General features: G+C 47.7%; 18 protein-coding genes and 2 tRNA genes. 8 read left to right on the forward strand and 12 right to left on the reverse strand.

The annotated features are described in order from the left end of the window. Positions 1-178: 178 nt before the first annotated feature. From UF06_RS14925 to rlmE, 7 genes are all read right to left on the reverse strand, one after another. Positions 179-255: transfer RNA gene (locus UF06_RS14925), tRNA-Met, on the reverse strand. Between the two features lie 56 nt (positions 256-311). After that, positions 312-395 (reverse strand) — tRNA-Leu (locus UF06_RS14930). A 12-nt stretch (positions 396-407) separates the two neighbouring features. Continuing rightward, a complete protein-coding gene (gene secG / locus UF06_RS14935; protein WP_045571143.1) occupies positions 408-740 on the reverse strand; it encodes a preprotein translocase subunit SecG in 333 nt (110 codons plus the stop codon). A 248-nt stretch (positions 741-988) separates the two neighbouring features. Next, positions 989-2,329 (reverse strand): phosphoglucosamine mutase, encoded by a 1,341-nt coding sequence (gene glmM / locus UF06_RS14940; protein ID WP_045571144.1) that lies wholly within the window; start codon positions 2,327-2,329, stop codon positions 989-991. Positions 2,330-2,356: 27 nt separating this feature from the next. Beyond that, positions 2,357-3,187, reverse strand: a complete 831-nt coding sequence (gene folP / locus UF06_RS14945) for a dihydropteroate synthase (protein ID WP_045571145.1) — start codon at positions 3,185-3,187, stop codon at positions 2,357-2,359. A gap of 55 nt (positions 3,188-3,242) precedes the next feature. Next, a complete protein-coding gene (ftsH, locus tag UF06_RS14950) occupies positions 3,243-5,201 on the reverse strand; it encodes an ATP-dependent zinc metalloprotease FtsH (protein ID WP_082069714.1) in 1,959 nt (652 codons plus the stop codon). Positions 5,202-5,300: 99 nt separating this feature from the next. After that, on the reverse strand, positions 5,301-5,930 hold the full coding sequence (gene rlmE, locus UF06_RS14955; RefSeq protein ID WP_045571147.1) for a 23S rRNA (uridine(2552)-2'-O)-methyltransferase RlmE: 630 nt from the start codon (positions 5,928-5,930) through the stop codon (positions 5,301-5,303). A gap of 138 nt (positions 5,931-6,068) precedes the next feature. On the opposite strand from rlmE, the gene yhbY reads away from it, so the two are divergent. Further along, the gene (gene yhbY / locus UF06_RS14960) at positions 6,069-6,365 is read left to right on the forward strand and encodes a ribosome assembly RNA-binding protein YhbY (protein WP_045571148.1); all 297 of its coding nucleotides are present in this window, start codon (positions 6,069-6,071) and stop codon (positions 6,363-6,365) included. A gap of 78 nt (positions 6,366-6,443) precedes the next feature. Here the strand turns inward: yhbY and greA are convergent, their stop codons facing one another. Next, the gene (gene greA / locus UF06_RS14965) at positions 6,444-6,917 is read right to left on the reverse strand and encodes a transcription elongation factor GreA (RefSeq protein WP_039430391.1); all 474 of its coding nucleotides are present in this window, start codon (positions 6,915-6,917) and stop codon (positions 6,444-6,446) included. Positions 6,918-7,465: 548 nt separating this feature from the next. Here greA and UF06_RS14970 point away from each other — a divergent pair. Together UF06_RS14970 and dacB are read left to right on the forward strand one after the other, a co-directional pair. Then, positions 7,466-8,497: a porin gene (locus UF06_RS14970; RefSeq protein ID WP_045571149.1), complete on the forward strand. Its 1,032-nt coding sequence runs from the start codon at positions 7,466-7,468 to the stop codon at positions 8,495-8,497. A 101-nt stretch (positions 8,498-8,598) separates the two neighbouring features. Further along, a complete protein-coding gene (dacB, locus tag UF06_RS14975) occupies positions 8,599-10,032 on the forward strand; it encodes a serine-type D-Ala-D-Ala carboxypeptidase (protein ID WP_045571150.1) in 1,434 nt (477 codons plus the stop codon). A gap of 114 nt (positions 10,033-10,146) precedes the next feature. Here the strand turns inward: dacB and tyrS are convergent, their stop codons facing one another. Continuing rightward, positions 10,147-11,334 carry a tyrosine--tRNA ligase gene (gene tyrS, locus UF06_RS14980; RefSeq protein ID WP_045571151.1) on the reverse strand — a complete coding sequence of 396 codons (1,188 nt, stop codon included), beginning with the start codon at positions 11,332-11,334 and terminating at the stop codon, positions 10,147-10,149. 129 nt (positions 11,335-11,463) lie between these two features. On the opposite strand from tyrS, the gene UF06_RS14985 reads away from it, so the two are divergent. Then, positions 11,464-12,756 (forward strand): peptidoglycan DD-metalloendopeptidase family protein, encoded by a 1,293-nt coding sequence (locus UF06_RS14985; RefSeq protein ID WP_045571152.1) that lies wholly within the window; start codon positions 11,464-11,466, stop codon positions 12,754-12,756. Between the two features lie 68 nt (positions 12,757-12,824). Here the strand turns inward: UF06_RS14985 and UF06_RS14990 are convergent, their stop codons facing one another. The 3 genes from UF06_RS14990 to erpA form a co-directional block, all read right to left on the reverse strand. Then, positions 12,825-15,974, reverse strand: coding sequence for an efflux RND transporter permease subunit (locus UF06_RS14990; protein ID WP_045571153.1), 3,150 nt, complete (start codon positions 15,972-15,974; stop codon positions 12,825-12,827). A 9-nt stretch (positions 15,975-15,983) separates the two neighbouring features. After that, a complete protein-coding gene (locus tag UF06_RS14995) occupies positions 15,984-17,078 on the reverse strand; it encodes an efflux RND transporter periplasmic adaptor subunit (RefSeq protein ID WP_045571154.1) in 1,095 nt (364 codons plus the stop codon). Between the two features lie 117 nt (positions 17,079-17,195). After that, positions 17,196-17,537 carry an iron-sulfur cluster insertion protein ErpA gene (gene erpA, locus UF06_RS15000; protein ID WP_045571155.1) on the reverse strand — a complete coding sequence of 114 codons (342 nt, stop codon included), beginning with the start codon at positions 17,535-17,537 and terminating at the stop codon, positions 17,196-17,198. Positions 17,538-17,818: 281 nt separating this feature from the next. Between erpA and hemL the strand changes: the two genes are divergently transcribed. The 4 genes from hemL to UF06_RS15020 all read left to right on the forward strand — a co-directional run bounded on the left by hemL (position 17,819) and on the right by UF06_RS15020 (position 25,177). Beyond that, positions 17,819-19,114: a glutamate-1-semialdehyde 2,1-aminomutase gene (gene hemL, locus UF06_RS15005; RefSeq protein ID WP_045571156.1), complete on the forward strand. Its 1,296-nt coding sequence runs from the start codon at positions 17,819-17,821 to the stop codon at positions 19,112-19,114. 241 nt (positions 19,115-19,355) lie between these two features. Beyond that, a complete protein-coding gene (locus UF06_RS15010; RefSeq protein ID WP_045571272.1) occupies positions 19,356-20,441 on the forward strand; it encodes an AI-2E family transporter in 1,086 nt (361 codons plus the stop codon). Positions 20,442-20,512: 71 nt separating this feature from the next. Next, positions 20,513-21,535, forward strand: a complete 1,023-nt coding sequence (rsmC, locus tag UF06_RS15015; protein ID WP_045571157.1) for a 16S rRNA (guanine(1207)-N(2))-methyltransferase RsmC — start codon at positions 20,513-20,515, stop codon at positions 21,533-21,535. A gap of 252 nt (positions 21,536-21,787) precedes the next feature. Further along, positions 21,788-25,177 (forward strand): response regulator, encoded by a 3,390-nt coding sequence (locus UF06_RS15020; protein ID WP_045571158.1) that lies wholly within the window; start codon positions 21,788-21,790, stop codon positions 25,175-25,177. The last annotated feature ends 56 nt before the right edge of the window (positions 25,178-25,233 follow it).

Raw genomic sequence — 25,233 nt, forward strand, 5'->3', positions numbered from 1 at the left:
CCCAATACTAAAACCAAGCAACTATCTGATTTTCCTAAAAAAGGAAGATTCAGATAACAAAAAACCCCGATTCAGTCGGGGTTTTTTGTTGCTGGACCCTGAAATGTCAAGCGTCCGATAACGCTTAACAGTAGTGTGGTTAGCACTACGACAAACTTGTATAGCATCTCAAGGAGATTGGTTGCGGGGGCCGGATTTGAACCGACGACCTTCGGGTTATGAGCCCGACGAGCTACCAAGCTGCTCCACCCCGCGTCCGACTTGCTGTGCATTATACGCGCAACAGCAGTATTTACAAGTTTGTAAATCAATGGTGCCGAGAGAGGGACTCGAACCCTCACACCATAGGCGCTAGCACCTCATGCTAGTGTGTCTACCAATTTCACCATCTCGGCAATCAAATCTGATTAGTGAGGAATGTCGTCTGACTGAGCAGGCTTATCACTCACATTGTCCTGAACTTGTTCGATAACTTGACCCTGCGTTGGATCAACCCATTGAGACTCGACTTTGTGCGTTGACATACGGCCAAGCAACAAGCTCACAACAAAAAATACGGTTGCTAAAATAGCAGTCGTTCTGGTTAGGAAGTTTCCTGAGCCGCTTGCACCAAACACGGTGTTTGACGCACCAGCACCGAATGAAGCTCCCATGTCTGCGCCTTTACCTTGCTGAATCAACACGAGGCCAATCACACCAAGCGCTGCCAACAGGTAAATCACAAGTAGAACTGTAAACATTTTTCCACCTATGTTCCGATTTGTTGAGCCAGCGCCGTTTTTTGGCTCTAGAAACAGAGCATTAAAACAAGGCTAGCGTCCTCCTAACTGAAGGCCGAGCAATACTATCGAAAGCATGCTGTGCTGACAAGCGAAAATTAAGAAAAAATCCTCACTCAAGCATTAAGCGGTCAAAAAAGGGACAAATCGGAGGTTTTGCTACTAAAAGAGCCATCCATTGATGGCTCTGAGATAAGGTGCACCGGCCGCTAGCAGCTCGCTTTTACTGCATCGGCGATTTTAAGAGCGCTCTGAGTAACCAGTTCTGCATCTTCACCTTCCACCATCACGCGCAGCAGCGGTTCAGTTCCAGATTTACGCAACAGTACTCGGCCTTTGCTGCCAAGTACATTTTCCACTTCCGTCACCGCCTGCTTAACGGCATCGGCTTCGAGCGGATTACTGTCGCCAGAAAAACGTACGTTTTCCAGTACTTGAGGGTAAAGTGTCATCCCTTGCGACAGGTCATGCAAGGTCATTGAGCTACCGACAACTGAAGCTAACACTTGTAACGCCGCCACAATCGCATCTCCCGTGGTGACTTTATCGAGCAAAATGATATGACCTGAATTTTCTGCTCCGATTTTCCAGCCTTTTTCCAAAAGCTTTTCCATCACATAGCGGTCACCCACTGCGGCGCGAACAAAGGGAATACCTAACTGTTTAAGCCCATTTTCCATGCCAAGGTTGGTCATCAATGTCCCAACCACTCCACCTTTCAATTCGCCACGACGTAAAGCATCACGGGCAATGATGTACGCAATTTGATCGCCATCGACCTTATTGCCAAGATGATCGACCATAATAATGCGGTCACCGTCACCGTCAAACGCCAAACCTAAGTCGGCATTTTCTTCTACTACGCGCTTTTGTAATGCACGCACATCGGTTGCGCCTACTTCGTGGTTGATGTTAATGCCATTCGGTTCAACACCCATTGCTATGACGTCAGCACCCAGCTCAGAAAAGACACTAGGTGCAATGTGGTACGTGGCACCATTGGCACAATCGACCACAATTTTGAGCCCTGAAAGGTTCAATGCAGAGGGAAAAGTACCTTTACAAAACTCGATGTATCGGCCTGCGGCGTCATTTAAACGCGTCGCTTTACCGAGAGCCGCAGATTCAACACATTCGATCTCTTTGTCTAGCTCTGCTTCAATCGCCAATTCCACTTCATCGGGTAATTTGGTCCCTTCGGAAGAGAAGAACTTAATGCCATTGTCGTAGTACGGGTTATGTGATGCCGAGATCACGATCCCCGCCTCTGCTCGAAAAGTTTGCGTTAAATACGCCACCGCTGGCGTTGGCATCGGGCCAGTGAACGTGGCTTTTAAACCTGCCGCCGCTAAGCCAGCCTCAAGAGCCGACTCCAGCATATAACCAGAAATACGCGTATCTTTGCCAATAATCACTTTTTTTGTGCCCTGTTTGGCGAGGACACGACCCGCCGCCCAGCCAAGTTTTAGTACAAAGTCCGGAGTGATTGGGTACTGCCCAACTTTTCCACGCACACCATCAGTACCAAAGTAACGTCTTTTTTCTGACATAGTTTTCCCTTTATTTTTCTTCTCGGCTCAGTGGTTGCTTTCCATCATCTGGATGATTTTCATCGCTTCAACCGTCTCTTCAACGTCATGGACGCGAATAATCTGAGCCCCTTTCAAAGCAGCAATGGTGGCACATGTTACACTAGCGACCATGCAATCGGCAGGCTTTTTGTCCAACAATTTAAAGATCATCGATTTGCGCGACATCCCAGCCAGTAGTGGCAAACCAAATTGGTGGAAGGATTCGAGATGCGCGAGAAGGTGATAGTTGTGTTCGATCGTTTTCCCAAAGCCAAAGCCAGGATCCAAAATCAGCAACTCTTTTGCTATCCCCGCTTGTTCGCACACTTTAACTCTTTCCCTCAGGAACTCACCGACTTCTTGCAGCACGTCTTGATAGTTAGGACTATGTTGCATAATTCGAGGCTGACCTTGCATATGCATTAAGCAAATGGGAACTTGTGCTTTGGCGGCAATTTCCAGTGCACCTGGCTCTTGCAATGCGCGAATGTCATTAATCAGATCAGCGCCTGCCTCAATGGCTTGGCGCATCACTTCCGCTTTACTGGTATCTACTGATATCCAGACATCAGAATTTGCTCGGATCGCTTTAACCACAGGAATCACTCGAGTGAGTTCTTCTTCTAGTGACACTTCCGGCGCTCCGGGGCGAGTCGATTCACCACCAATATCAATGATGGTTGCACCCGCTTGGGTCAATTTCTCTGCTTGGCGAAGTGCAGCATCTAAGTGTGTAAATTGCCCACCATCAGAAAAAGAGTCTGGCGTGACGTTGAGAATACCCATTATTTTTGGGGTAGAAAGGTCAAGTTGTTTTTTATCAGAACGTAAAATCATAGCAATAAATACAAAAACCCCGAGTTTCCTCGGGGCTTTCCTTCATAGTTAACCGTTATTCTGCATCTTTTTTATCTGCAGCCTCAACCGTTGATTCATCAACTTGCTCAGGTTTTTCGACTTTTGCTTCCGCATTTGCTTCTGGCGCAGCTGGTTTCTCAGGCTGCGAATTTTGCACGTGATCCGCCCATCCAGCAGGATCTCGAATCACTTCTTTACGCGCCATAAGATCATCAATCTGGCCAGCATCGATCGTTTCATACTTCATCAATGCATCTTTCATTGCGTGCATGATGTCCATATTATCGATCAGGATTTGTCTCGCACGCTCGTAGTTACGGTCGATCAACTTACGTACTTCATCATCGATGAGTTTTGCGGTGTCATCAGACATGTGTTTTGTCTGTGTCACGCTGCGTCCTAAGAAAACTTCACCCTCATCTTCGGCATAAAGCATCGGTCCAAGCTTTTCAGAGAAGCCCCACTGAGTGACCATTTTACGCGCTATGTCTGTGGCGCGTTCAATGTCATTAGATGCACCAGTAGACACTTTCTCTGCGCCATAAATCAGCTCTTCAGCCAAACGACCACCATACAGACTAGAGATCATCGACTCGAGGTGCTGACGAGACATACTGACACGATCCTGTTCTGGCAAGTACATAGTCACACCCAGTGCACGACCACGCGGAATGATCGAGACTTTGTAAACCGGATCATGCTCAGGCACCAAACGGCCAACAATTGCATGGCCAGCTTCGTGATAAGCAGTCGATTCTTTGGTTTCTTCCGACATCACCATAGAGCGGCGCTCTGCACCCATCATGATTTTGTCTTTTGCCAGCTCGAATTCAACCATAGAAACGTTACGTTTGTTACCTCTGGCCGCAAACAGAGCCGCTTCGTTGACCAAGTTGGCCAAATCAGCGCCTGAGAAGCCAGGAGTACCACGCGCAATCAATGAAGGCTCAACATCACCCGCAAGCGGTACTTTGCGCATGTGCACTTTGAGAATTTGCTCACGGCCACGTACATCTGGCAGGCCAACTACAACCTGACGGTCGAAACGGCCAGGACGCAACAAGGCAGGGTCTAGTACATCTGGACGGTTAGTCGCAGCAATGACGATGATGCCTTCGTTGCCTTCAAAGCCATCCATTTCCACCAACATTTGGTTCAACGTTTGTTCGCGTTCATCGTGACCACCACCAACACCAGCACCACGTTGGCGACCAACCGCATCGATTTCGTCAATAAAAATGATACATGGAGACGCTTTTTTCGCTTGCTCAAACATATCGCGAACACGAGAAGCACCGACACCAACAAACATCTCAACGAAATCAGAACCAGAGATAGTAAAGAACGGTACTTTCGCTTCACCAGCAATCGCTTTAGCTAACAACGTCTTACCCGTACCTGGAGGACCGACCATCAAAACGCCCGTCGGAATCTTACCACCGAGCTTCTGGAAACGGCTGGGATCGCGCAGATAATCGACAAGCTCTTTTACGTCCTCTTTGGCTTCATCACAGCCAGCCACATCTCCGAATGTCGTTTTGATTTGCTCTTCGCTCATCATGCGCGCTTTGCTCTTGCCGAATGACATGGCGCCTTTGCCGCCGCCACCTTGCATCTGACGCATGAAGAAAATCCATACGCCAATCAGAAGGATCATTGGGAACCAAGAGATAAAGATGGTACCAAGTAGACTCTGCTCTTCTGGAGGCGTGCCTTGCACTTTCACATTTTGGTTAATCAGGTCATCAAGTAGCTTTTGATCGTACACAGGCATATAAGTGACGAACTTCGCACCTCCGCCTCGGCGAACAAAACTAATTTCACCATTATTAAAGGTTGCTTCCTGAATCTGGCCTTGGCCAACTTCCTGTACAAATGTGGTGTAATCAACTGCTCTGCCGTTACTTTCACCAGGGCCAAAGCTCTGAAATACCGACATTAAAACCACAGCGATAACCAGCCACAGAATTAGATTTTTTGCCATGTCACTCAAGGTGTCAGCCTCTCGATAACTAATTGTAATTAAAGGTAGGGTACTACAGTTTGTAACCTGTATCTATAGTGTTAACTTTGCCCAGCTTGAGCTAAATAGTTAACCTTTGTAACCAGTGGCTACAACAAAGACTTCGCGTGAACGCGCTCGCGATGACTCTGGTTTTCTGATTTTTACGACCTTAAACATGTCGCGAACGTTTTTAACGTATTCATCAAAGCCTTCCCCCTGGAAAACCTTGACCACAAAGCTACCATTAGGCGCCAGAACTTGTCGACACATATCTAAAGCTAATTCAACCAAGTACATAGCACGTGGCTGATCAACCGAGTTATTGCCCGCAATATTTGGTGCCATATCTGACATGACTACGTCCACCATCGAAGGTTGTATTCGCTCTAAAAGCGCTTCTAGTACAGCATCATCGCGAAAATCACCTTGTAAGAAGCTAACGCCCGCAATCGGATCCATGGGTAACAAATCACAAGCAATCACTTGCCCTTGTTCACCGAGAATCTTAGCCGCATACTGAGACCACCCACCAGGTGCAGCTCCTAGATCCACCACAGTCATACCTGGTTTCAACAACTTATCTTTCGTTTGAATCTCTTCAATTTTGAAGTAAGCACGGGAACGATAGCCTTTTTTTCTGGCCTCATTTGCATACTTATCATCAAAATGCTCTTTTAACCAACGACCAGAACTGGCCGAATGTTTCTGTTTACTCATTCTAATCTCAACGAAGCTGTTTGCAGACCTATTACTTTGATAGGCAGACTCTATCGCTCAATAAATTATAGTCTTCAGCAATAGATGGCGCTAAAATAGGTTTTTTCAACCCTTAGTTTAAATAAAAATGGCGGCGGAATGAACCTAAGCACCAAACAAAAGCAGCACCTAAAAGGCCTAGCTCACAGTTTAAAACCTGTTGTGCTCATGGGCGCAAATGGACTTACAGAAGCCGTGCTTGCCGAAATCGAAATTGCACTTAATTCTCACGAACTGATCAAAGTTAAAATTGCTTCTGAAGATCGAGAAACTAAGCTGCTGATTGTCGATGCGATTGTTCGTGAAACTGGCGCGGAGAAAGTACAAGTGATTGGTAAAACTTTGGTACTTTTCCGTCAATCGGAACAACGTAAAATTGAACTTCCACGTAAGTAATGACGATATTTACGTAGGAAACGAACAAAAGAAAGGTCGCGCAGTGCGACCTTTCTCGTCATTTTAGTTATCAAACGCTTAGATGTATTCCACGCGGTCAATTTCAAAATCTTTCGTGCCGCCAGGCGTGGTGATTGCCACTTCATCACCTTCCATTTTACCGATCAGGCCACGTGCAATTGGCGAACTGACAGAAATGCGCCCAGCCTTGATGTCAGCTTCATCTTCACCAACAATTTGATACGTTTTTTCTTCGTCGGTATCGCAATCGATCAATGTCACGGTCGAACCGAAAATAACCTTACCTGTGTTTTCCATTTTGCTCACATCAATCACCTGAGCCACGGACAATTTATACTCAATATCACGAATTTGCGCTTCGCATATCCCCTGCTCTTCACGAGCAGCATGATACTCGGCGTTCTCTTTCAGATCGCCCAACTCACGGGCTTCAGCAATGGCCTCGGAAATCTGTGGACGCAACTTGAGCAATCTTTCTAATTCTTGGCGCAGCAACTGTTCGCCGCGAGCTGTCATTGGAACTTTTTCCATTTTCTACCTCTATGCCAAAGTGTCCTTTGGACAAAAAAAATCTACCCACTCATAGGAGTAGGTAGTTACAGAACATTTATGTGTTTAGTGTAAACAAACTTTATCACCAAATCATCTTAATTTGTTCTATCGCTTTTCGCTGCCTCAAACAAACATGTATAGCCTGCGAAAATAGCCATAGCCTGCTGTAATAGACAACATTCCTAACGATTAAGTTGCAGGAAAACAACTAAAAAAAGATAAAAAAAAACTAAGCCACCCCACACGCAGAAAAAACAAATAACATTTACATTCAATAAATTAAAAGCAAAAATCAAAAATCGAACAGTGTTCATTATTAGAATTTATATCATTTTACTAACCACCTCGTGAGGTTTGGCAGTACAACATGGCAGTCAAACGACGTTGTTCGCTCTTATATGCGTTACTCCTCAAACGTTTATGGGTAGCCGCAGCGAAGATTCAACCAAAACAAAGCTATCTGTTACGAGAGCGTTAAGCCTCACTCATAGCGATATATGGACTGCTAAAACTAGGACTATAAAACGATGAAAAAGACATTAATTGCTCTTTCGGTATCTGCTGCTGCAGTGGCAACGGGTGTGAATGCAACTGAAATTTACAACCAAGACGGTGCTTCTCTAGATATAGGTGGTCGTGCAGAAGCGCGTCTTTCAATAAAAGATGGCAAAGCACAAGACAACTCACGTGTCCGAGTGAACCTATTGGGTAAAGCTGACATCCAAGATGGTCTGTATGGTGTGGGCTTTTTTGAGGGCGAATTTACAACGGCTGACAACGGCAGCAACAAAGAGAACAACCATCTAGATAATCGCTACACTTATGCAGGTATTGGCGGTACTTTTGGCGAGATCACTTATGGTAAAAATGATGGCGCGCTAGGCATCATCACTGACTTTACCGATATCATGTCTTACCACGGTAACTCTGCAGCACAGAAAATTGCAGCAGCTGACCGCGTAGATAATATGGTTGCCTATGCTGGTCAATTTGACGCTCTAACGGTGAAAGCGAGCTACCGCTTTGCAGATCGTGAAAACAGGAAAAATGACGGTTCAATTGCGGGTGAAAACGACATCACTGATTACTACACAGATAATGGTCAAGATGGCTACTCACTTTCAGCCATCTACGCTATCGGTAATACTGGCTTGGCGCTTGGTGGTGGTTACGCCGATCAAAAAGATCAAAATGAGTACATGCTAGCAGCGTCTTACACTATGGGTGATCTGTACTTCGCAGGCATTTACACCGATGGTGAGTTAGCGAAAACGGGTGGTGACTACACAGGTTACGAGCTGGCTGCTCGCTACACTATGGGTCAAACCGTCTTTACTACCACCTATAACAATGCAGAAACCAACAGCAACACTTCTGCAGATAACGTAGCACTGGATGCCACTTACTACTTCAAACCAAACTTCCGTGGTTATGTTTCTTACAACTTTAACCTGATTGATGCAGGTGATAAGTACGGTACTGTTGCTAGCACCGTTGCGACAGCAACCAAAGCACAAGCAGAAGACGAACTGGCTATTGGTCTACGTTACGACTTCTAATACGCCTTATTCGGCCTACGACTCTCGACGCCTGCTCAACTAGCAGGCGTTTTTTATCCCCGCTATACTGTTGTCACTTTGATATTCAACAGGCAATACGCATGCGCTTTTTTCTTCAATCATTGTATCTTCTCGGCTGCGGCTTTTTTGCTCATATCTCCTCGGTACAAGCGGACAATTATGCGCCTTTGGCTTACCTGCCTGAGGGTAGTCGAAGCAGCTTGTGGGTTGAGAACTTACAAAACCAAACCAGCCTGAGTAGCTTACCAAGCAATCCACAGCTTTTTCCACCGGCGAGTACCTTAAAATTAGCCACTGCACTGGCAGCCAAATTAGAGTTGGGAGACGATTTTGTTTTTACCACCCAACTGCTGCGCGATAAGCAGGATGTTATTTTACGCTTTTCTGGTGATCCCACGCTCACAACAGACCGGCTCAAAACCCTTTTTGCTGAGGCAAAAGCACAGGGGATAACGCAAATTTCGGGCGATATTTGGCTGGATAACAGTGTGTTTACGGGCTATGAACGCGCCGTGGGTTGGCCGTGGGATATTTTGGGCGTTTGCTACAGTGCGCCATCGAGTGCCATTACTCTGGATGAAAACTGTGTCCAAGCATCTATTTATACCCAAGATGATGGAAACACACGCGTTTACGTACCAGAGCACTTTCCTATCTATGTGACGACTGACGTAAAAACCGTTTCCAAAACGATCAAAGAAGCCAGCCATTGTGATTTAGAACTTTTGACCTCAAGCAACAACCAGTATCAACTCCAAGGATGTCTAGTCGAACGCGATAAGCCGTTACCTCTTAAATTTGCAGTGCAGGACTCAACACAGTACGCGACACGAATTGTTTACACCCTACTACGACAGCTCGATATCAAGTTCACTGGACAGATTCGTATTGGTGTACCAAACTCGACCTCGGCCATCTTGATCGCGACGCATCAATCCGCTCCATTGCCGACTTTACTCGATTCAATGCTCAAGCATTCTGACAACTTGATCGCCGATAACCTGACCAAAGCGCTCGGCGCCCACTTCTATCTTCAGCCGGGAAGTTTTAACAACGGCACCGAAGCGATCAAGCAAGTCTTATTCGCCAAGGCGGGCATCGATCTCTCCAGAGCACAGCTTGCTGATGGTTCGGGATTATCACGCAATAACCGCATGAGCCCACAAGATATGATGGCGATATTAAAATATCTCTGGCAACACGATGCCCAGCTGCGAATTCTCTCCATGCTACCGAAATCCGGTGTCTCTGGGACATTAAAATACCGCCAAAGCATGCGCCAAGAACCCGTGAAAGGGCAAATTCTCGCCAAGAGTGGTTCACTGTATGGCAGCTATAACATGGCCGGGTTTGTACTAGACCAAAGCGGCCAACCGAGATCCGCTTTTGTGCAGTTTATCACTGACTACTACCCGTCAGAGGAAAGCACGCCAGTGGCGCCGATTACCCAATTTGAAAACGCCTTCTATCGTGATTTGCTGCAGTTTAGCCAAGTCACGACTCAGCGCCCCTAACGGTTAGGGTTAGGGGTAGGGTTAGGGTTAGGGGTAGGGTTAGGGGTAGGGGTAGCAGCCAACAAAAAAAGCGCCTCGAAAGGCGCTTTTTCAATTTAATACAATCAGCCGAGTTTAGGCGATGGTGACACGAGCAAACTTGCGCTTGCCAACTTGGAACACATAAGTGCCAGCAACCGGCTCAAGTTTAGCATCGTCGATCTTCTCACCATCCAGCTTCGCTGCGCCTTGTTTAACCATACGTATCGCTTCCGAGGTCGATGCGCACAGCTCGGCGTCTTTCAACAGATTCGCAATCGCGATACCTGCGGCAAACGTAAACTCTGGCATGTCATCAGGCACTTGGTTCTTAGCAAAACGGTTGACAAACTCTTGCTCAGCGGCGTCTGCATCCGCTTCGCTATGGAAACGAGCAATGATCTCTTTCGCCAGCAGCACTTTAATATCGCGTGGGTTTTTACCCGCTTGAACGTCTGCTTTGAACTGTGCAATCTCTTCCAAAGGACGGAAAGAGAGCAGCTCGTAGTAACTCCACATCAAAGTGTCTGATATCGACATGATCTTGCCGAACATCTCACTCGGCGCTTCGCTGATACCGATGTAGTTGCACGACGATTTCGACATTTTCTTCTCGCCATCAAGGCCAACAAGCAGTGGCATCATCAGTACCACTTGCGGCTTCTGGCCGTGAGATTTTTGCAGTTCACGGCCCATCAATAAGTTAAATTTCTGGTCAGTACCGCCAAGCTCAACATCGGTTTCCATCGCAACCGAGTCCCAGCCTTGCAACAGTGGATACATGAATTCGTGAATGGCTATCGGCTGACCACCCGCGTAACGCTTTTTAAAATCATCGCGCTCAAGCATACGCGCCACAGTTTGGTTCGCTGCAAGACGAATCATCCCTTCCGCACCCAGCTCAGAAAGCCATTCAGAGTTGAACTGAATTTTGGTTTTCGCTGGATCAAGGATTTTGAACACCTGCTCTTTATAAGTTTCAGCGTTACGAAGTACATCTTCACGGCTGAGCGGCGGACGCGTACTGTTCTTACCCGTTGGGTCACCGACCATAGCGGTAAAATCACCAATCAGGAATGTCACTTCATGACCTAATTCTTGGAACAAGCGAAGCTTATTGAATATCACCGTGTGGCCAAGGTGGATGTCAGGTGCGGTCGGATCCGCCCCCAATTTGATCCGTAGAGGACGGCCTTCTTTTAATTTTGCGATGAGCTCTTCTTCTGGAATCAGCTCTTCAACACCGCGTTTAATCTCGGCTAGTGCAGCTTCAATGCTCGCCATGCTTGTTCACTCCCACAAATTTGGCAAAATATAATAGCTGGACATCTTACTTGAATAGCACTGCATTTTGAAACAAGTTAGACTAATCCAAGGTTATTTTTCTCTCTTAGATATCATTAAAAACCAGACATGCTTTCGATTTTTACCCGTCTTCCACTGCTGCACAAAATGTTCATCGGCTTTTTTAGTGCAATTATATTCAGCGCTGCCTTTTTGCTCCCCGATGTGAACGATTTGCGCCCCAAGGAAAATCATTTGCAAGTCGGATTGCATTATCCGATTGAACTCAATACGCAAAGCTTTTCTCTTACAACGCCACTTAGCGCCGAGTCGGCCATCAGTCGTTGGGAACAGCACCGAGTGAAAGAAGGCGAAAGCGCCGCCTTGCTCTTTAGCCGTATTGGTTTGTCGGCCAGTTTGCTTCACCAACTGATCAGCACCAACAGCGATATTCAAGAGCAGTTAACCAAGCTGCGCCCTGGCGATCTGTTGCAATTTGGCTTTGATGAGCAAAACAATCTGCTGCAACTCAAAAGACAATTAAACGCGTTCGAAACCTTTGCCATACAGAAAGAAGGCGAGCAATTTGTTTCACAATTGGATCGCAAAGAGGTCAACTATCAGTACGCCTACGCCGAAGCCACGATTACTTCCAATTTCTGGAACGCAGCAATCAGCGCTAATTTAACCCCTAACCAAATCATGGAACTGGCGGGCATTTTTGGTTGGGATATCGATTTTGCGTTAGATATTCGTGAAAAAGACAGTTTTCGCGTTTTGTATCAAGAACAAGTCGTTGAAGGAGAAGTGATTGGTCGCGGACGGATCATCGCAGCGATTTTCCACAACCAAGGCGAAACATTCACTGCGATTTATGATGATAGAACCGACAATTACTACGATGAGAATGGCCGTGCGATGAAAAAAGCCTTCCTTCGGGCACCGATCGATTTTCGCCGTGTCAGTTCCAATTTCAATCCACGTCGCCTTCACCCTGTGACTGGCCAAGTTAAAGCACACCGTGGCACGGATTACGTTGCGCCAGTGGGCACTCCTATTTGGGCGGCGGGAGATGGCGTGGTTTTGCAATCTGGCTACAACCAGTTCAACGGTAATTACGTGTTTATCAAACACAGCAATACTTACATCACCAAATATCTGCATATGAAAAAGCGTCTGGTCAAAACGGGCCAACGGGTAAAACAAGGGCAGACGGTTGGCACGCTTGGTGGAACAGGTCGCGTCACGGGTCCGCACTTACACTACGAATTTTTGGTGAATGGGGTGCATAAAAACCCCAGAACGGTAAGTTTGCCTCAGGCGCAATCACTGAGCGGAAGTGCAAAGCAGACCTTTATCGCCAACTCCACACTGAGTCTGGAAAAATTGGAGCGCTACAGCAAACTGCTGGCAATGCAATAACCTTCGGGCAAAAGAAAAGAGGCAATTCAAATTGCCTCTTTTTAATTCACCCAATACCTCTCACAGCGCTATTTTACCGCAGTATCTGCCGCTTCTTCATCCGCAATCAGCTGCTCATATTCATCAGGCACAATGGGTGAGGCTTTCTCGCGGCCCAACATCAACAAACAGGGCGTAAGCACTAACGTTAGAACGGTCGCGAAAGCCAACCCACCCGCAACTGCCGTTGCCAATTGCGACCACCATTGAGTACTCGGTGCACCGAACTCGATTTTCTGATTGATCAAATCGATGTTCATCTCAAGCACCATTGGCAGCAGACCCAAAATGGTCGTAATGGTGGTTAACATTACCGGGCGTAAACGCTGAACCCCGGTTCTGAGAATCGCTTCTTCCCTCTCCAATCCACGTTTTCTCAGTTGGTTGTAAGTATCAATCAACACAATGTTGTTGTTCACCACAATGCCCGCTAGGGCGATAACCCCAATTCCAGACATGATAATGCCAAAGGGCTTTTGGAAAATCAGTAACCCAGCAAACACGCCAACGGTTGAAAATAACACCGCACTTAAGATTAGAAACGCTTGATAGAAACTGTTGAACTGAGTGATAAGAATCAAAGCCATCACGGCCAGCGCCACCATAAACGCCGTTTGCAAAAAGGCAGACGAGTTTTCCTGCTCTTCATTTTGCCCACGGATTTTAAACTCCACCCCAGAAGGAAGGCCGAGTTCACTGAGCGCTTGTTCAATTTTCGGCAGTTCCAACGCCAAATTGTAGCCTTCAGCCATATCCGCCATCACGTTAATCACGCGATGCCCGTCAATACGCTTAATGGTATCTTGCTTATGATTGGGTTTGATCTCCGCAAAGTTGGTGATGGGAACTAATCCCGCTGCCGTTTTCACCCTCAATTGATCAAAGCGGCCAATATCGCGTTTGTCTTCGGGATAGCGTACTAGAATATCGACTTCTTCATCCGCATCATCTGGCAAATAATCGCCAATTTTCAAGCCATTGGTGACAAACTGCACCGTATTACCGACTAAGGTGGCATCAGCAGCAAAGCGAGCAGCGTCATCACGACGAATATCGATCTGCCAGTCAATCCCATCTTTACTCGAAGAGTCACTGAGATTGGTCAAAGCGGGATTGTTATCCGCCCAATGACGCACCATTTTCGCGGCTTCGTCTAAGTAATCGGGCACACGCGAAGACATTTCGATCACGAGATCATGTTCCACTGGCGGCCCTGCATCTGGGAACTTGTACTCAATTTCCACCCCAGCAAATTTCGACGTCGTTTGCTTTAACTCTTCGATAATGGTTTTCACTTTGCGACGGTATTGCCAATCGACTGGCGTGATCTGAATCTGCCCTATCTCATCATCGCCCCCTGTTCGTGTGTAAACACTCTCAAACTCATCGTGACCGAGCATGACTTGCTCAATGCCACGCATCACGACATCTTTCTCATAGATAGAGAGATCGCCATAAGAGCGAACTTTAACGGTAAAGAAAGGCGGATCAACCTCTGGAAAGAATTCCGCTCCAAGCCCCGCTTTGCTGTAGGTAAAACCGATACCAACCGCCAGTAAGATCGCACTCAACAGAATTTTCAGCGGGTGACGAATCGCAATGGCTAGGGTTTGATAGTAAAGCTTAGTAATGCCCGTTGCCTTATCAAACTCACCATTGTGCAGTGCTACCATACGACGTTGATTTTCAGCGGAAACATTTTGTGGTTTACCAATCAAACCACCGAGTACGGGTACAAACAGCAGCGCCATAATCAGAGAAGCCGCTAACGTTGCTATCAAGGTCAGCGGCAAATACTTCATGAATTCGCCAGTAATATCTGGCCAGAAGAGCAAAGGGGCAAAAGCGGCGAGCGTGGTCGCGGTGGAAGCGGTAATCGGCCACGCCATACGTTTGGCGGCATCAAGATAGGCACTGCGCCTGTCCACGCCTTCTTGCATGCGTCGATCGGCAAACTCCGTCACCACAATCGCGCCGTCAACCAACATGCCAACTGCCATGATAAGAGCAAACAGCACCACAATATTGACGGTTAAACCAAACACGGCCAGCACCAGTAAACCAGTTAAAAATGAGCCCGGAATCGATACGCCAACCAAAAACGCGGTGCGAACACCTAAGATGGCGATGATGACAATCACCACCAGAATAATGGCCGACAAAATGTTGTTTTGCAGATCGTTGAGCATCAACTCAACGTCTTTTGACTGATCCCAAGTGTATTTAACCAACAAGTTCGCAGGCCAGTCGTCTCTTTTTTGCCCCTCTTCGATAACCAGTTTTACCAACTCAACCGTTTCGATGATGTTCTCACCTGCGCGCTTTTTGACATCCAACACCACGGCAGATTTACCATCGAGGCGGGCAAAACTTTCCGGATCGCGAAAAGAGCGGCGCACCGTTGCGACATCGGCAAAGGTGATCACTTGCTTGCCGTCCACTTTGATCGGCAGCTCTAAGACATCTTTAAGTGAGTCGAAAACCGAAGGTACCTTCACCGAGAAACGGCCGTAGCCGGTGTCGACGAAACCTGCCGCAACGACGCGGTTATTCAAGGCGATCAAATTATAGATATCGCCCTGATCAAGACCATAGCTCTCCATCAGTAGCGGATCGACGACGATTTCCACGATATCTTCTCGGTCACCGGCAATGTCCACTTCCAGCACCTGACGAAAGCTTTCGAGTTTGTCACGAAGCTGACGGGCTACCTGAACAATCGTGCGCTCCGGCACCGTGCCATATAACACTACCGACAAAGCAGGCTCTTCCGAGGCGAGCGTCACTTCGTTCACCGTTGGCTCATCGCTCTCCGTCGGCAATTTTGGCTTAGCCAAATCGACCGCTTCACGCACATCCGCCATGGCTTTGGCCAAATCACTGCCAACGGTAAACTCCAACACCACAGAAGCATGTCCCTCTGAAGCCGTAGACGTCATCTCTTTTACGCCCTCTATCGAGCGCAGCTCCTGCTCAATCGGCCGAACCAACAGCCGCTCAGCGTCGGCAGGCGAAATGCCTTGATGACTCACCGAAACATAGATAATCGGAATGGTGATATCTGGGCTCGACTCTTTGGGAATCGTCATGTAGGTGCCCACACCGGCAATCAAAATCAAGATCAGCAAGCTGATCATGGTGCGCGAACGCGATAAGGCCGCATCTATGATAGAAAACATATCGCCTCCTTAATTGACCGCTACGCTGGCTTGGCGCGTCGCATGGACTTTATCACCATCGCGCACAAACCCTTGACCAAGGACGATAATGTCAACTTTGTCTCCCAACCCTGAGAGCCAAACGCCATCTTGCTCCGCTTTGACCAGTTGAATAGGCACAAAACGCACCACACTGTCTTGCAAAGTCTTCACGCCTAGATTGCCATTGTTATCCAGTGCCAGCATGGCAGGCGTTACTTTGATGGCTAAGGTTTCATCTAGAGTAAGATGCACTTCAGCGCTCACCCCTGCCGGGATTCTCTGCATGCGGTTATCCACTTCGACTTCAATCGGGAAGGTATTAGTGGCGGGAGACGAGACCTGCCCTACGTAGCGCATCTTACCGTCCAAGACCAGCCCGTTGAGGAGACGGACTTTCGCCGTTTGCGAGTTGGCAAGCGATTGCACATGGCGCTCACTGACATCCGCTTCTATCACCAGCTTATCCAAGTCAATCACCGTCGCTACTGGGTCGCCAATGCCAACAAAATCGCCGAGTTCGACAAAACGACTATCTAGAATGCCATCAAAAGGGGCTTTTACTTCGGTGTTGCGCAGCTCGGTTTCCACCGTCACCAGATTCGCTTTCGCTTCCACTAAGGCCGCTTCGGCCGTGGCAAAGGCCACTTCACCTTGTAGGCCACGGTTATTGAGCGATTGCGCCGCTTTGAATTCTTTCTGCCGAACGTCCAGCATGGCTTTGGCACGCTGCAACTGGGATTCGAGATCGCGTTTGTCTATCACGGCGACCACTTGACCTTTACGTACCGCTTGGCCCTTCTCAACGTCTAAGCGCACAATTTTTCCAGCGATTTCAGCGCCTAACTTGGCTTGCCGATTGGGCGCAGTACGGCCATAGAGATCAATACTCTTGGCGGTATTTTGCGCGTTAAAGGTTTGAAAAACGACACTCGCGAGTGGAATAGCTTGTTCTTTGGTGAGGGGAGCCGGCTCTTCGGCTTGCAGAGAACCCACACTAAGCCACGTGGTTAATGCGAGGATAATAAGTAGAGAAACTAGCCATGGACGCTGCAAAAAAAAGCGGCCTTGTTGTTTGATAGACATAAAAAGTCCTTTTTGTTTGCTCCCCGGAGTCTGGAGCGTGTTTTACGCAATATCCTAGCGGCGTAAAACAAAGGTAGTTGCGCAATACAACTACCTTTGAAGAAAAGTCTAACCGGATTACACGCTAAACGAGGCGCCGCAACCACAGGTGGTCTTGGCATTTGGGTTATCGATGAAGAAACGCGATCCTTCTAACCCTTCCGTGTAATCGACTACACCGCCGATCAAATACTGCAAACTCATAGGATCAACCACCAGAATGACACCACTATTTTCAATGGTCATATCACCGTCGTTGACGTTTTCATCAAAAGTAAAACCATACTGGAAACCGCTGCAACCACCGCCAGTAATATAGACACGCAATTTCAGCGCAGGATTTTCTTCCTCAGCAATCAACATTCTTACCCGTGCCGCTGCTGCATCCGAAAAGGATATTGGTACATTCATATCGCTCACGACGACCTCTCTCACTCGTGTAATGCCGTCGGTATGAGTATTCCAAATAACTCACGCGACGGACGTATCTTTGTTGATATGAGAGCGATTATCCAATACCTGACCAATACGTTCAAGTATTCACCACTTTATAGTTCGCTCTTAAGCAATACATTCTAGCCTGAATATTTTCCGTAAACTCGTGAAAGGAGTCATAAAGCTCAGCAAAATATTTCTAACTGCCTCTTAGAGAGGTACAATGCCCGCCACTTGGTCCCGAGCAATCAGAAGAGGATAAACCCATGACCAAATCATCCGAGCTGTATCAGAAAGCCCAACAGACCATCCCTGGCGGAGTGAATTCTCCGGTGCGCGCCTTTAATGGCGTTGGCGGTTCGCCAATTTTTGTTGAAAGAGCCGATGGCGCGTTGATCTTTGATGCGGACGGTAGAGCTTATATCGACTACGTGGGTTCATGGGGGCCTATGATTCTCGGTCACAACCACGCGGTGATTCGTGAAGCAGTAATTGACGCAGCACAGCGCGGTTTGAGCTTTGGTGCGCCGACCGAGATGGAAATCAAAATGGCCGAACTGGTTTCACAGCTTGTGCCATCGATGGAACAGTTGCGTATGGTGAGCTCAGGTACTGAAGCGACCATGAGCGCGATTCGTTTGGCACGTGGATTTACTGGCCGCGACAAAATTGTCAAATTTGAAGGCTGCTACCACGGCCATGCAGACAGCTTGCTGGTCAAAGCTGGTTCGGGCGCATTAACCCTTGGTCAACCAAGCTCGCCTGGGGTCCCTGCTGATTTTGCCAAACATACGCTGACCGCTCGCTTCAACGATTTGCATTCAGTGCGTGAACTGTTTGCTGCCAACTCAGGCGAAATCGCCTGTATCATCGTCGAACCTGTCGCTGGTAACATGAACTGCATTCCACCAGTGGAAGGTTTCCACCAAGGGCTGCGTGACATTTGCGACCAAGAGGGCGCGCTGTTAATTTTTGATGAAGTGATGACGGGGTTCCGTGTAGCACTGGGCGGCGCGCAAGCGTATTACGACATCAAACCCGATCTCACCACGCTGGGTAAAATCATTGGTGGTGGTATGCCAGTTGGTGCGTTTGGTGGACGTAAGGATGTGATGCAGTTTATCGCACCAACGGGTCCGGTTTACCAAGCTGGCACGCTATCGGGCAACCCTGTTGCGATGGCAGCGGGTTACGCTTGCCTGAATTTGTTAAAAGAAGAAGGCAACGAAAAACGTTTAGCGGCGAAAACCAAACAATTGGCTGACGGTTTCAAATCGTTAGCCGACAAACACGGCATCCCTCTAGTGGTCAACCAAGTCGGCGGCATGTTCGGTTTCTTCTTCACCGAACAAGAGCAAATTACTTGCTATGAAGATGTGACCAAGTGCGATGTTGAAAGATTTAAACGTTTCTTCCATCTGATGATTGAGCACGGTGTCTATTTGGCGCCTTCTGCTTTTGAAGCCAGCTTTACGTCTTTAGCGCACGGCTCAAAAGAGATCGATGCAACGCTCGAAGCGGCGGATCGCTGTTTTGCCATCTTGGCGCAAGAACAGCAATAATATCCTTGTCAACCGAGTTCAATGGGCCACAACAAAGTGGCCCATTTTTATTGCCAGTTGAAAAGTACCAGTAGTGCCAGCAACACTACGACGAGAGAAAACCAAGGAATGGATCTTTTTCGTTGCTGTTTTTCACAGTCTTTATCTTTATTGCAACAGCCCATCATCCACTCTCCGCATTGATAACGTCATGATTTGGCGTCATTATAACCGCAATATCAATCTATCGTGGATGGCAACTGTGTCAGAAAAAGTCAAAATTACTTCCAGTCATCGGGTTTTGATCGTCGCGCTACTGGCCGCTGGCATTGCCTGTTATTTGCTGGTCGAGCCCTACATCAATTCGATCATTATGGCATTTATCATTTCTCTGCTGATGTTTCCTGTTCACCAATGGTTTGAGCATAAGATGCCGCAGAAGAAAAATCTGTCCTCATTACTCTCTTGCATTGTGCTGACCTTCATTATCGTGGTGCCGCTGCTGTTTGTATTCGCTGCCATCGTACAGCAAGGATCTCTGTTTTCTCAGAACACTTACAAATGGGTTACGCACGGCGGCATTCAAACCGTGTTCGCTCATCCTTGGGTGACTAAAGGGCTGGAACTGCTCAATGAATATTTGCCTTTTGACAATATTGACGCCAAGTCGATTGCCGAAAAAGTGGGGCAACTGGCCAGTGCACTCGGATCCAATTTAGTTGCAATTAGCGCCAAAATTTTGGGGGACGCCACCAACTTTTTGCTGGATTTCTTCCTCATGCTGTTTGTGCTGTTCTTCTTGTTACGTGACCACGATAAGATCATCGCCGCCATCCGCCACATTTTGCCTCTGTCACGCAGTCAGGAAGACAAACTGCTGGACGAAATTGAGAAAGTCTCGAAGTCAGCCGTGATGGGGTCTTTTCTCACCGCGATAGCTCAAGGGGTCGCTGGCGGTATCGGCATGTGGCTCGCGGGCTTCCCTGCACTTTTCTGGGGCACCATGATGGGCTTCGCCTCTTTCATTCCGGTGGTAGGTACGGCGCTGATTTGGATTCCGGCGACACTCTATCTGCTGCTGACCGGAGAAACGGGCTGGGCCATCTTCTTGGCGATTTGGAGCATTGCAGTAGTCGGTTCGATTGATAATCTGCTGCGGCCGTTTTTGATGCAAGGCAGCGCGGGAATGAATACCCTGATGATCTTCTTTTCTCTCTTGGGCGGTATTCAACTGTTTGGCCTCATCGGCCTTATTTATGGACCGCTCATTTTTGCCGTCACTATGGTGCTGTTCAATATTTACGAGGAAGAGTTTAAGAGCTTTCTCGACCAACAAGACAACAGCTAACCTCAGATAGACTTCAAGTCATGGGCAGAGTGTGCGAAAATCTGCCCAATTTTTATAGATAGCGTACCCACATGTCTGCATACACCGCCCCAAGCCAAATCGCCCAACGTCAACTCGATTATTTCAAAGGTAAACACGTTCTGGTAGCCGGAGAGATCGAAGACACTTTCCCCATCGAACTGGCGCAACATTGCCAAACGGTGACTGTGTTTACCTCCAATTACGCTTACTTTCGTCAAATTCAGCAATCCGATCAGGTGAAGAGTTACTTTGGCGCTGAGTTTGACCAAGCGACGCAAGCGGACCTGTTGCTGCTCTACTGGCCAAAGGCCAAAGCAGAGGCGAACTACTTACTGTCGATGCTGATGGCCAAGTTAGGCCAAGGGTGTGAGATAGTCGTGGTGGGTGAAAACCGCTCCGGGATAAAAAGTATAGAGAAAATGTTTAGCGACTACGGGCCAATCAACAAGTACGACTCCGCTCGTCGCTGTTCATTTTATTGGGGACAATGCGAACAGATTCCCGCCCCCTTTGCTCAACAAGACTGGTTTGCCAGCTATCAACTGACGCTCAACGGTCATACAATCACAGTAAAAAGCTTACCAGGTGTATTTAGCCACGGCGAGTTTGATCTAGGCAGTAAACTATTACTCGAAACCTTGCCGTCATTAAGCGGTAAGGTGCTGGATTTTGGCTGTGGTGCGGGAGTCATTGGTGCATTCATGGCAAAAGCCAACCCACAGATTAGCCTCGAAATGTGTGACATCAATGCTTATGCATTAGCATCAAGCCAAGCAACCTTGCAAGCGAATGGCTTGGAAGGTCGTGTGTTTGCTTCCGATATCTACTCTGATACCGCCAGTGATTACCGTTTCATCATATCTAACCCACCATTTCACAGTGGTCTTGAAACAAGTTATAACGCAGCCGAAACCTTATTGGGCAAGGCGCCACAATACCTTAATGCCAACGGTGAACTGCTCATCGTCGCCAACAGCTTCCTGCGCTATCCTCCGATTATAGAGCAATCATTCGGTAATTGTGCGACGCTAAATAAGACCAGCAAGTTCGCCATTTATCAGGCACACAAGTAAGCACATTGGTCACAATCTCCGCAGCCCCAGCATGACATTGTGACCTACTCACCCCGTTAGAGCGATTTTTTGCGTTTCCATCCACGCTTTGTAAACAACTTACTTGTCAAAGTAAAAAAACTCGTTAATTTCGTTAAATTCAAAATGGTCTATTTTGTTGTATCAAGTACTGTTCATTAACCATTTATCCGTTTCGCATTCATGACTCTCCAAGCTTGAGTCCTCGTCTTTCAAGAGCCTTAACGAAATTGTATGTTTAAGTTTTACCGGAAACAGAAATTCAAACGTCTGCAAAGCACCCTGATGACGGCCTTTTTGGTGTTGAGCCTGACACCATTGACCATCATTGCGATTTTCTTTTTGCAATCTCATAGCAAGGATCTGCAAGAGCAAAGCACTTCCCACCTACTTTCGGTGCGCGATACCAAGCAACAACAGGTGATGGATTATTTTCAGGCACAAGAAACCGAAGTGATGGGGTTTGTCCGTTCAGAGTTGGCTTATGCCAGTGGCGGGCGTTTTTATGGCCTCGTCAACGCCTTTAAAAGCCTTGGTTTGGATATCGAGCAAGCACGCGAAAACGCCCAGCAACGCTATATTCCTGGCTCGGGCGATCAGATCAAAACGTCAATCTTGCCTGAATCCAGCAGTTATGTCGGTAGTGAACGTTACCGACTGCTGCATAAGCGCTATCACTGGGCCTACCTAGAGCTACTCAAACGCTCCGATTTTGACGACATCCTGCTCATCGACTTGGATGGTAACGTGACCTACTCCATCTACAAATACGATAATTTTGGTACCAACCTGAAAACGGGGCCCTACAAAGACACTTTGCTTGGAATGAGCTTTCGCCAGCTTGCCAAAGACGTCACTGAAAAGCGCAAGGACAACGAAGATTACACCCCAGTACTGATTTCCGACTTCGCCGAGGAGGATGGTAAACAGGTCGCTTGGTTAGGTGCGCCCATCATTCAACAAGGCTACTTGCACAGCTATGCGATGTTCCGTTTGCCCAACAATGGCTTAACCAAACTGGTTGCCGATGTAAGCAAAGATGCGGTTATCCATACTTTACTCGTAGGTAGTGACCACTCACCTCGCACCATGAGTACCAAACAGGACGACATTAGCCAAAGTGCGGAAGTGATCAACAAAGCATTGGCAGGATTAACCTCGGTTGGAACCTACATTAATGGCTTAGGCGAAGCGACCATTGCCGCATTTACCCCCATTATCATGAAAGGACAAACTTGGGCGTTGGTAGTTCAATTGCCTGAAAGCGAAGCCTTTGCTCGCATCCAACAGTTGGAGAAACTGTTTGTCATCGCCATGCTGATTGCCATCATTCTGGTGTTTATCTGCTCACATTATCTATCCAATTTCATTACCTCTCCGCTGCTTAAACTGACTTGGGCAGCAGAACGAGTCTCTGCTGGCGATCTTGACGAGAATATGATCAATACAGATCGCCGGGATGAAATTGGCCGTTTGGCGGTCAGCTTTGAACGTATGCAGCGCTCCATTCGCGACAAAATTCAGTTAATCAAAACGCAGAACCGAGAGTTGGAAAAAAGCCTGCAATTGATCCAAAAACAAAACGATGAGCTGCAATTAGCCGATAAACTCAAAGATGAGTTCCTCGCGACCACCTCACACGAATTGCGCACTCCATTGCATGGTATGATTGGCATTGCCGAAACCTTAGTCTCCGGTGCCAATGGTCCGATTCCTGGCAGCCAAAAATATCAGCTAGACATCATCATCAAAAGCGGCCAAAGGCTTGCAAACCTAGTCGACGACCTACTTGATTATCACAAAATGCGCTACGGCAGCTTGGACATTCATAAATCGGCTGTCAGTTTGGCCAGTGCCACACGCTTAGTGCTTGAGCTTTCCAGTCATCTGCTCGGCAATAAAACACTACGAATCATTAATCAAGTTCCAAACGATCTCGCCCCCGTTTCCGCCGATCCACAACGCTTGGAGCAAGTGTTGTACAACTTGATTGGCAACGCTATCAAATACACCAGTGAAGGCAAAATCGTCATCTCCGCCAACGTGGTAGACGGCAAAGCAAGAATCCAAGTCGTAGACACTGGACAGGGCATTCCAGCAGAACAGTTGGAGCACATTTTTGAGCCGTTAATCCAAGCGGGGCAAGATGCAGGTCGTTACCGGCAAGGCGCTGGTCTTGGCCTCTCGATTAGCCGTCAGTTGATTGAGCTGATGGGCGGCTCACTGTATGTCAGCAGCCAGCCAATGGTTGGCACTACCTTTAGTTTTACCCTGCCTTTGGCAAGTGATGACGAGATCAATACCACAGCGAAGATGTCGCAATACCATCACTTCCAAGCACCTGACAGCAACGAATTGTTCTCTCTCGACCAATCGTCGCTTCCAGAAAATCCGCAGGGCGCCTTATTAGTGGTGGCTGACGATGAACCCGTTAATCTACGTGTACTGGAAAGTTTCCTGCGCATTGAAGGTTATCGCGTCAAAACCGCTTCCGATGGCCCAGAAACTCTCGCACTGATCAAGCAAGAGAAGCCAGCGTTATTGCTACTCGATATCATGATGCCGGGTATGAGTGGTTATCAGGTTTGTCATCAGTTACGTCAAGAATTCGATCTGGCTGAACTGCCCGTCATCATGCTGACCGCACTCAATCAAAGTGAAGATCGCGTGCGCGGCTTTGAAGCGGGTGCCAACGACTACTTATCCAAACCGTTTAATAAGCATGAGCTTGCCGCGCGAATCAAGGCACATCTAATGGCGAGTAAAGCCGAAGAGCGACGCTTGGAAAATAGCCGCTTGGAAGCCGAATTAAAGCAGCGTGCCATGGTCGAAGCAAGTTTACTGGAGACACAAGGACGGCTACTGGAGCAACTGGAATCCGCCCCTGAAGCCATCATCTGTATCCGGGAAGACAAACGCATCCGTTTTGCCAACGAAGCCGCTTGTAAACTGTTTAAACGCAATTTGGAACAACTCAGGCGTTCAAACGCAGAGGAATTGATTGCGCCCAAGTACCTAACCGTCAAACAACCACACTATTGCGGCCACATTGATATTTACGTCGAAGATGTAAGACAGCACATTGAAACCGACATTCTCAAATTACCTGAAGGATCAGGTTTAGATGCCATGTATATCTTCAACGTCGGCGGCGGCGCAACCGCGTCGCGCATTCACAACTTAGAAACCGCCGTTGAGGTGCTCTCAAGCTATGCTTTTGATGGCGATAAAGAGAAACTTCAAAGCCTGAAAGAACTGGGCGGAGAGTTCACTCGATTGGCTGACAAAGCTTTAGGGAGCAGCCAAAACAAACAAGAGATAATGCGTGAGGTTTTGGTCGATGTGATGACTCATGCGTTAGACTACTGGGAGTCAGTCTCGGGTGAGAATAAGTTTGCTTTTGCTGAGAAAAGCGGCTTGTGGCGCGTCTATCTCGACCGAAGTACGCTGCAAACCCGTACTCTCGACAAATACATGCGCATTGAAACATTACCAAGAACGCCTCGTTGGCGTACGGTACTCAGTTCTATTGAGTTTATTCTCGCGCATTGTAAAGAGCAGAGCCCAGAGCGTAGCTACATTGAAATGCAGCGCGATAAGCTGCAACGTCTACTCACCAGCTAGTGGTGAGAACTGCGCCGAAAAGCCCAAAATGTATTTTGGGCTTTTTTTATATCGGT

It is taken from the genome of Vibrio sp. S234-5 (assembly GCF_000960595.1).
Taxonomy (GTDB): Bacteria; Pseudomonadota; Gammaproteobacteria; order Enterobacterales; family Vibrionaceae; genus Vibrio.

What these genes read in the sequence shown, in the direction of transcription:
- rlmE (WP_045571147.1), bottom strand. Translation starts at nt 5,930, where the DNA reads ATGAGTAAACAGAAACATTCGGCCAGTTCTGGTCGTTGGTTAAAAGAG.
- dacB (WP_045571150.1), top strand. Translation starts at nt 8,599, where the DNA reads ATGCGCTTTTTTCTTCAATCATTGTATCTTCTCGGCTGCGGCTTTTTT.
- greA (WP_039430391.1), bottom strand. Translation starts at nt 6,917, where the DNA reads ATGGAAAAAGTTCCAATGACAGCTCGCGGCGAACAGTTGCTGCGCCAA.
- UF06_RS14990 (WP_045571153.1), bottom strand. Translation starts at nt 15,974, where the DNA reads ATGTTTTCTATCATAGATGCGGCCTTATCGCGTTCGCGCACCATGATC.
- rsmC (WP_045571157.1), top strand. Translation starts at nt 20,513, where the DNA reads ATGTCTGCATACACCGCCCCAAGCCAAATCGCCCAACGTCAACTCGAT.
- UF06_RS14985 (WP_045571152.1), top strand. Translation starts at nt 11,464, where the DNA reads ATGCTTTCGATTTTTACCCGTCTTCCACTGCTGCACAAAATGTTCATC.
- UF06_RS14970 (WP_045571149.1), top strand. Translation starts at nt 7,466, where the DNA reads ATGAAAAAGACATTAATTGCTCTTTCGGTATCTGCTGCTGCAGTGGCA.
- glmM (WP_045571144.1), bottom strand. Translation starts at nt 2,329, where the DNA reads ATGTCAGAAAAAAGACGTTACTTTGGTACTGATGGTGTGCGTGGAAAA.
- secG (WP_045571143.1), bottom strand. Translation starts at nt 740, where the DNA reads ATGTTTACAGTTCTACTTGTGATTTACCTGTTGGCAGCGCTTGGTGTG.
- UF06_RS14995 (WP_045571154.1), bottom strand. Translation starts at nt 17,078, where the DNA reads ATGTCTATCAAACAACAAGGCCGCTTTTTTTTGCAGCGTCCATGGCTA.
- yhbY (WP_045571148.1), top strand. Translation starts at nt 6,069, where the DNA reads ATGAACCTAAGCACCAAACAAAAGCAGCACCTAAAAGGCCTAGCTCAC.
- tyrS (WP_045571151.1), bottom strand. Translation starts at nt 11,334, where the DNA reads ATGGCGAGCATTGAAGCTGCACTAGCCGAGATTAAACGCGGTGTTGAA.
- hemL (WP_045571156.1), top strand. Translation starts at nt 17,819, where the DNA reads ATGACCAAATCATCCGAGCTGTATCAGAAAGCCCAACAGACCATCCCT.
- folP (WP_045571145.1), bottom strand. Translation starts at nt 3,187, where the DNA reads ATGATTTTACGTTCTGATAAAAAACAACTTGACCTTTCTACCCCAAAA.
- UF06_RS15020 (WP_045571158.1), top strand. Translation starts at nt 21,788, where the DNA reads ATGTTTAAGTTTTACCGGAAACAGAAATTCAAACGTCTGCAAAGCACC.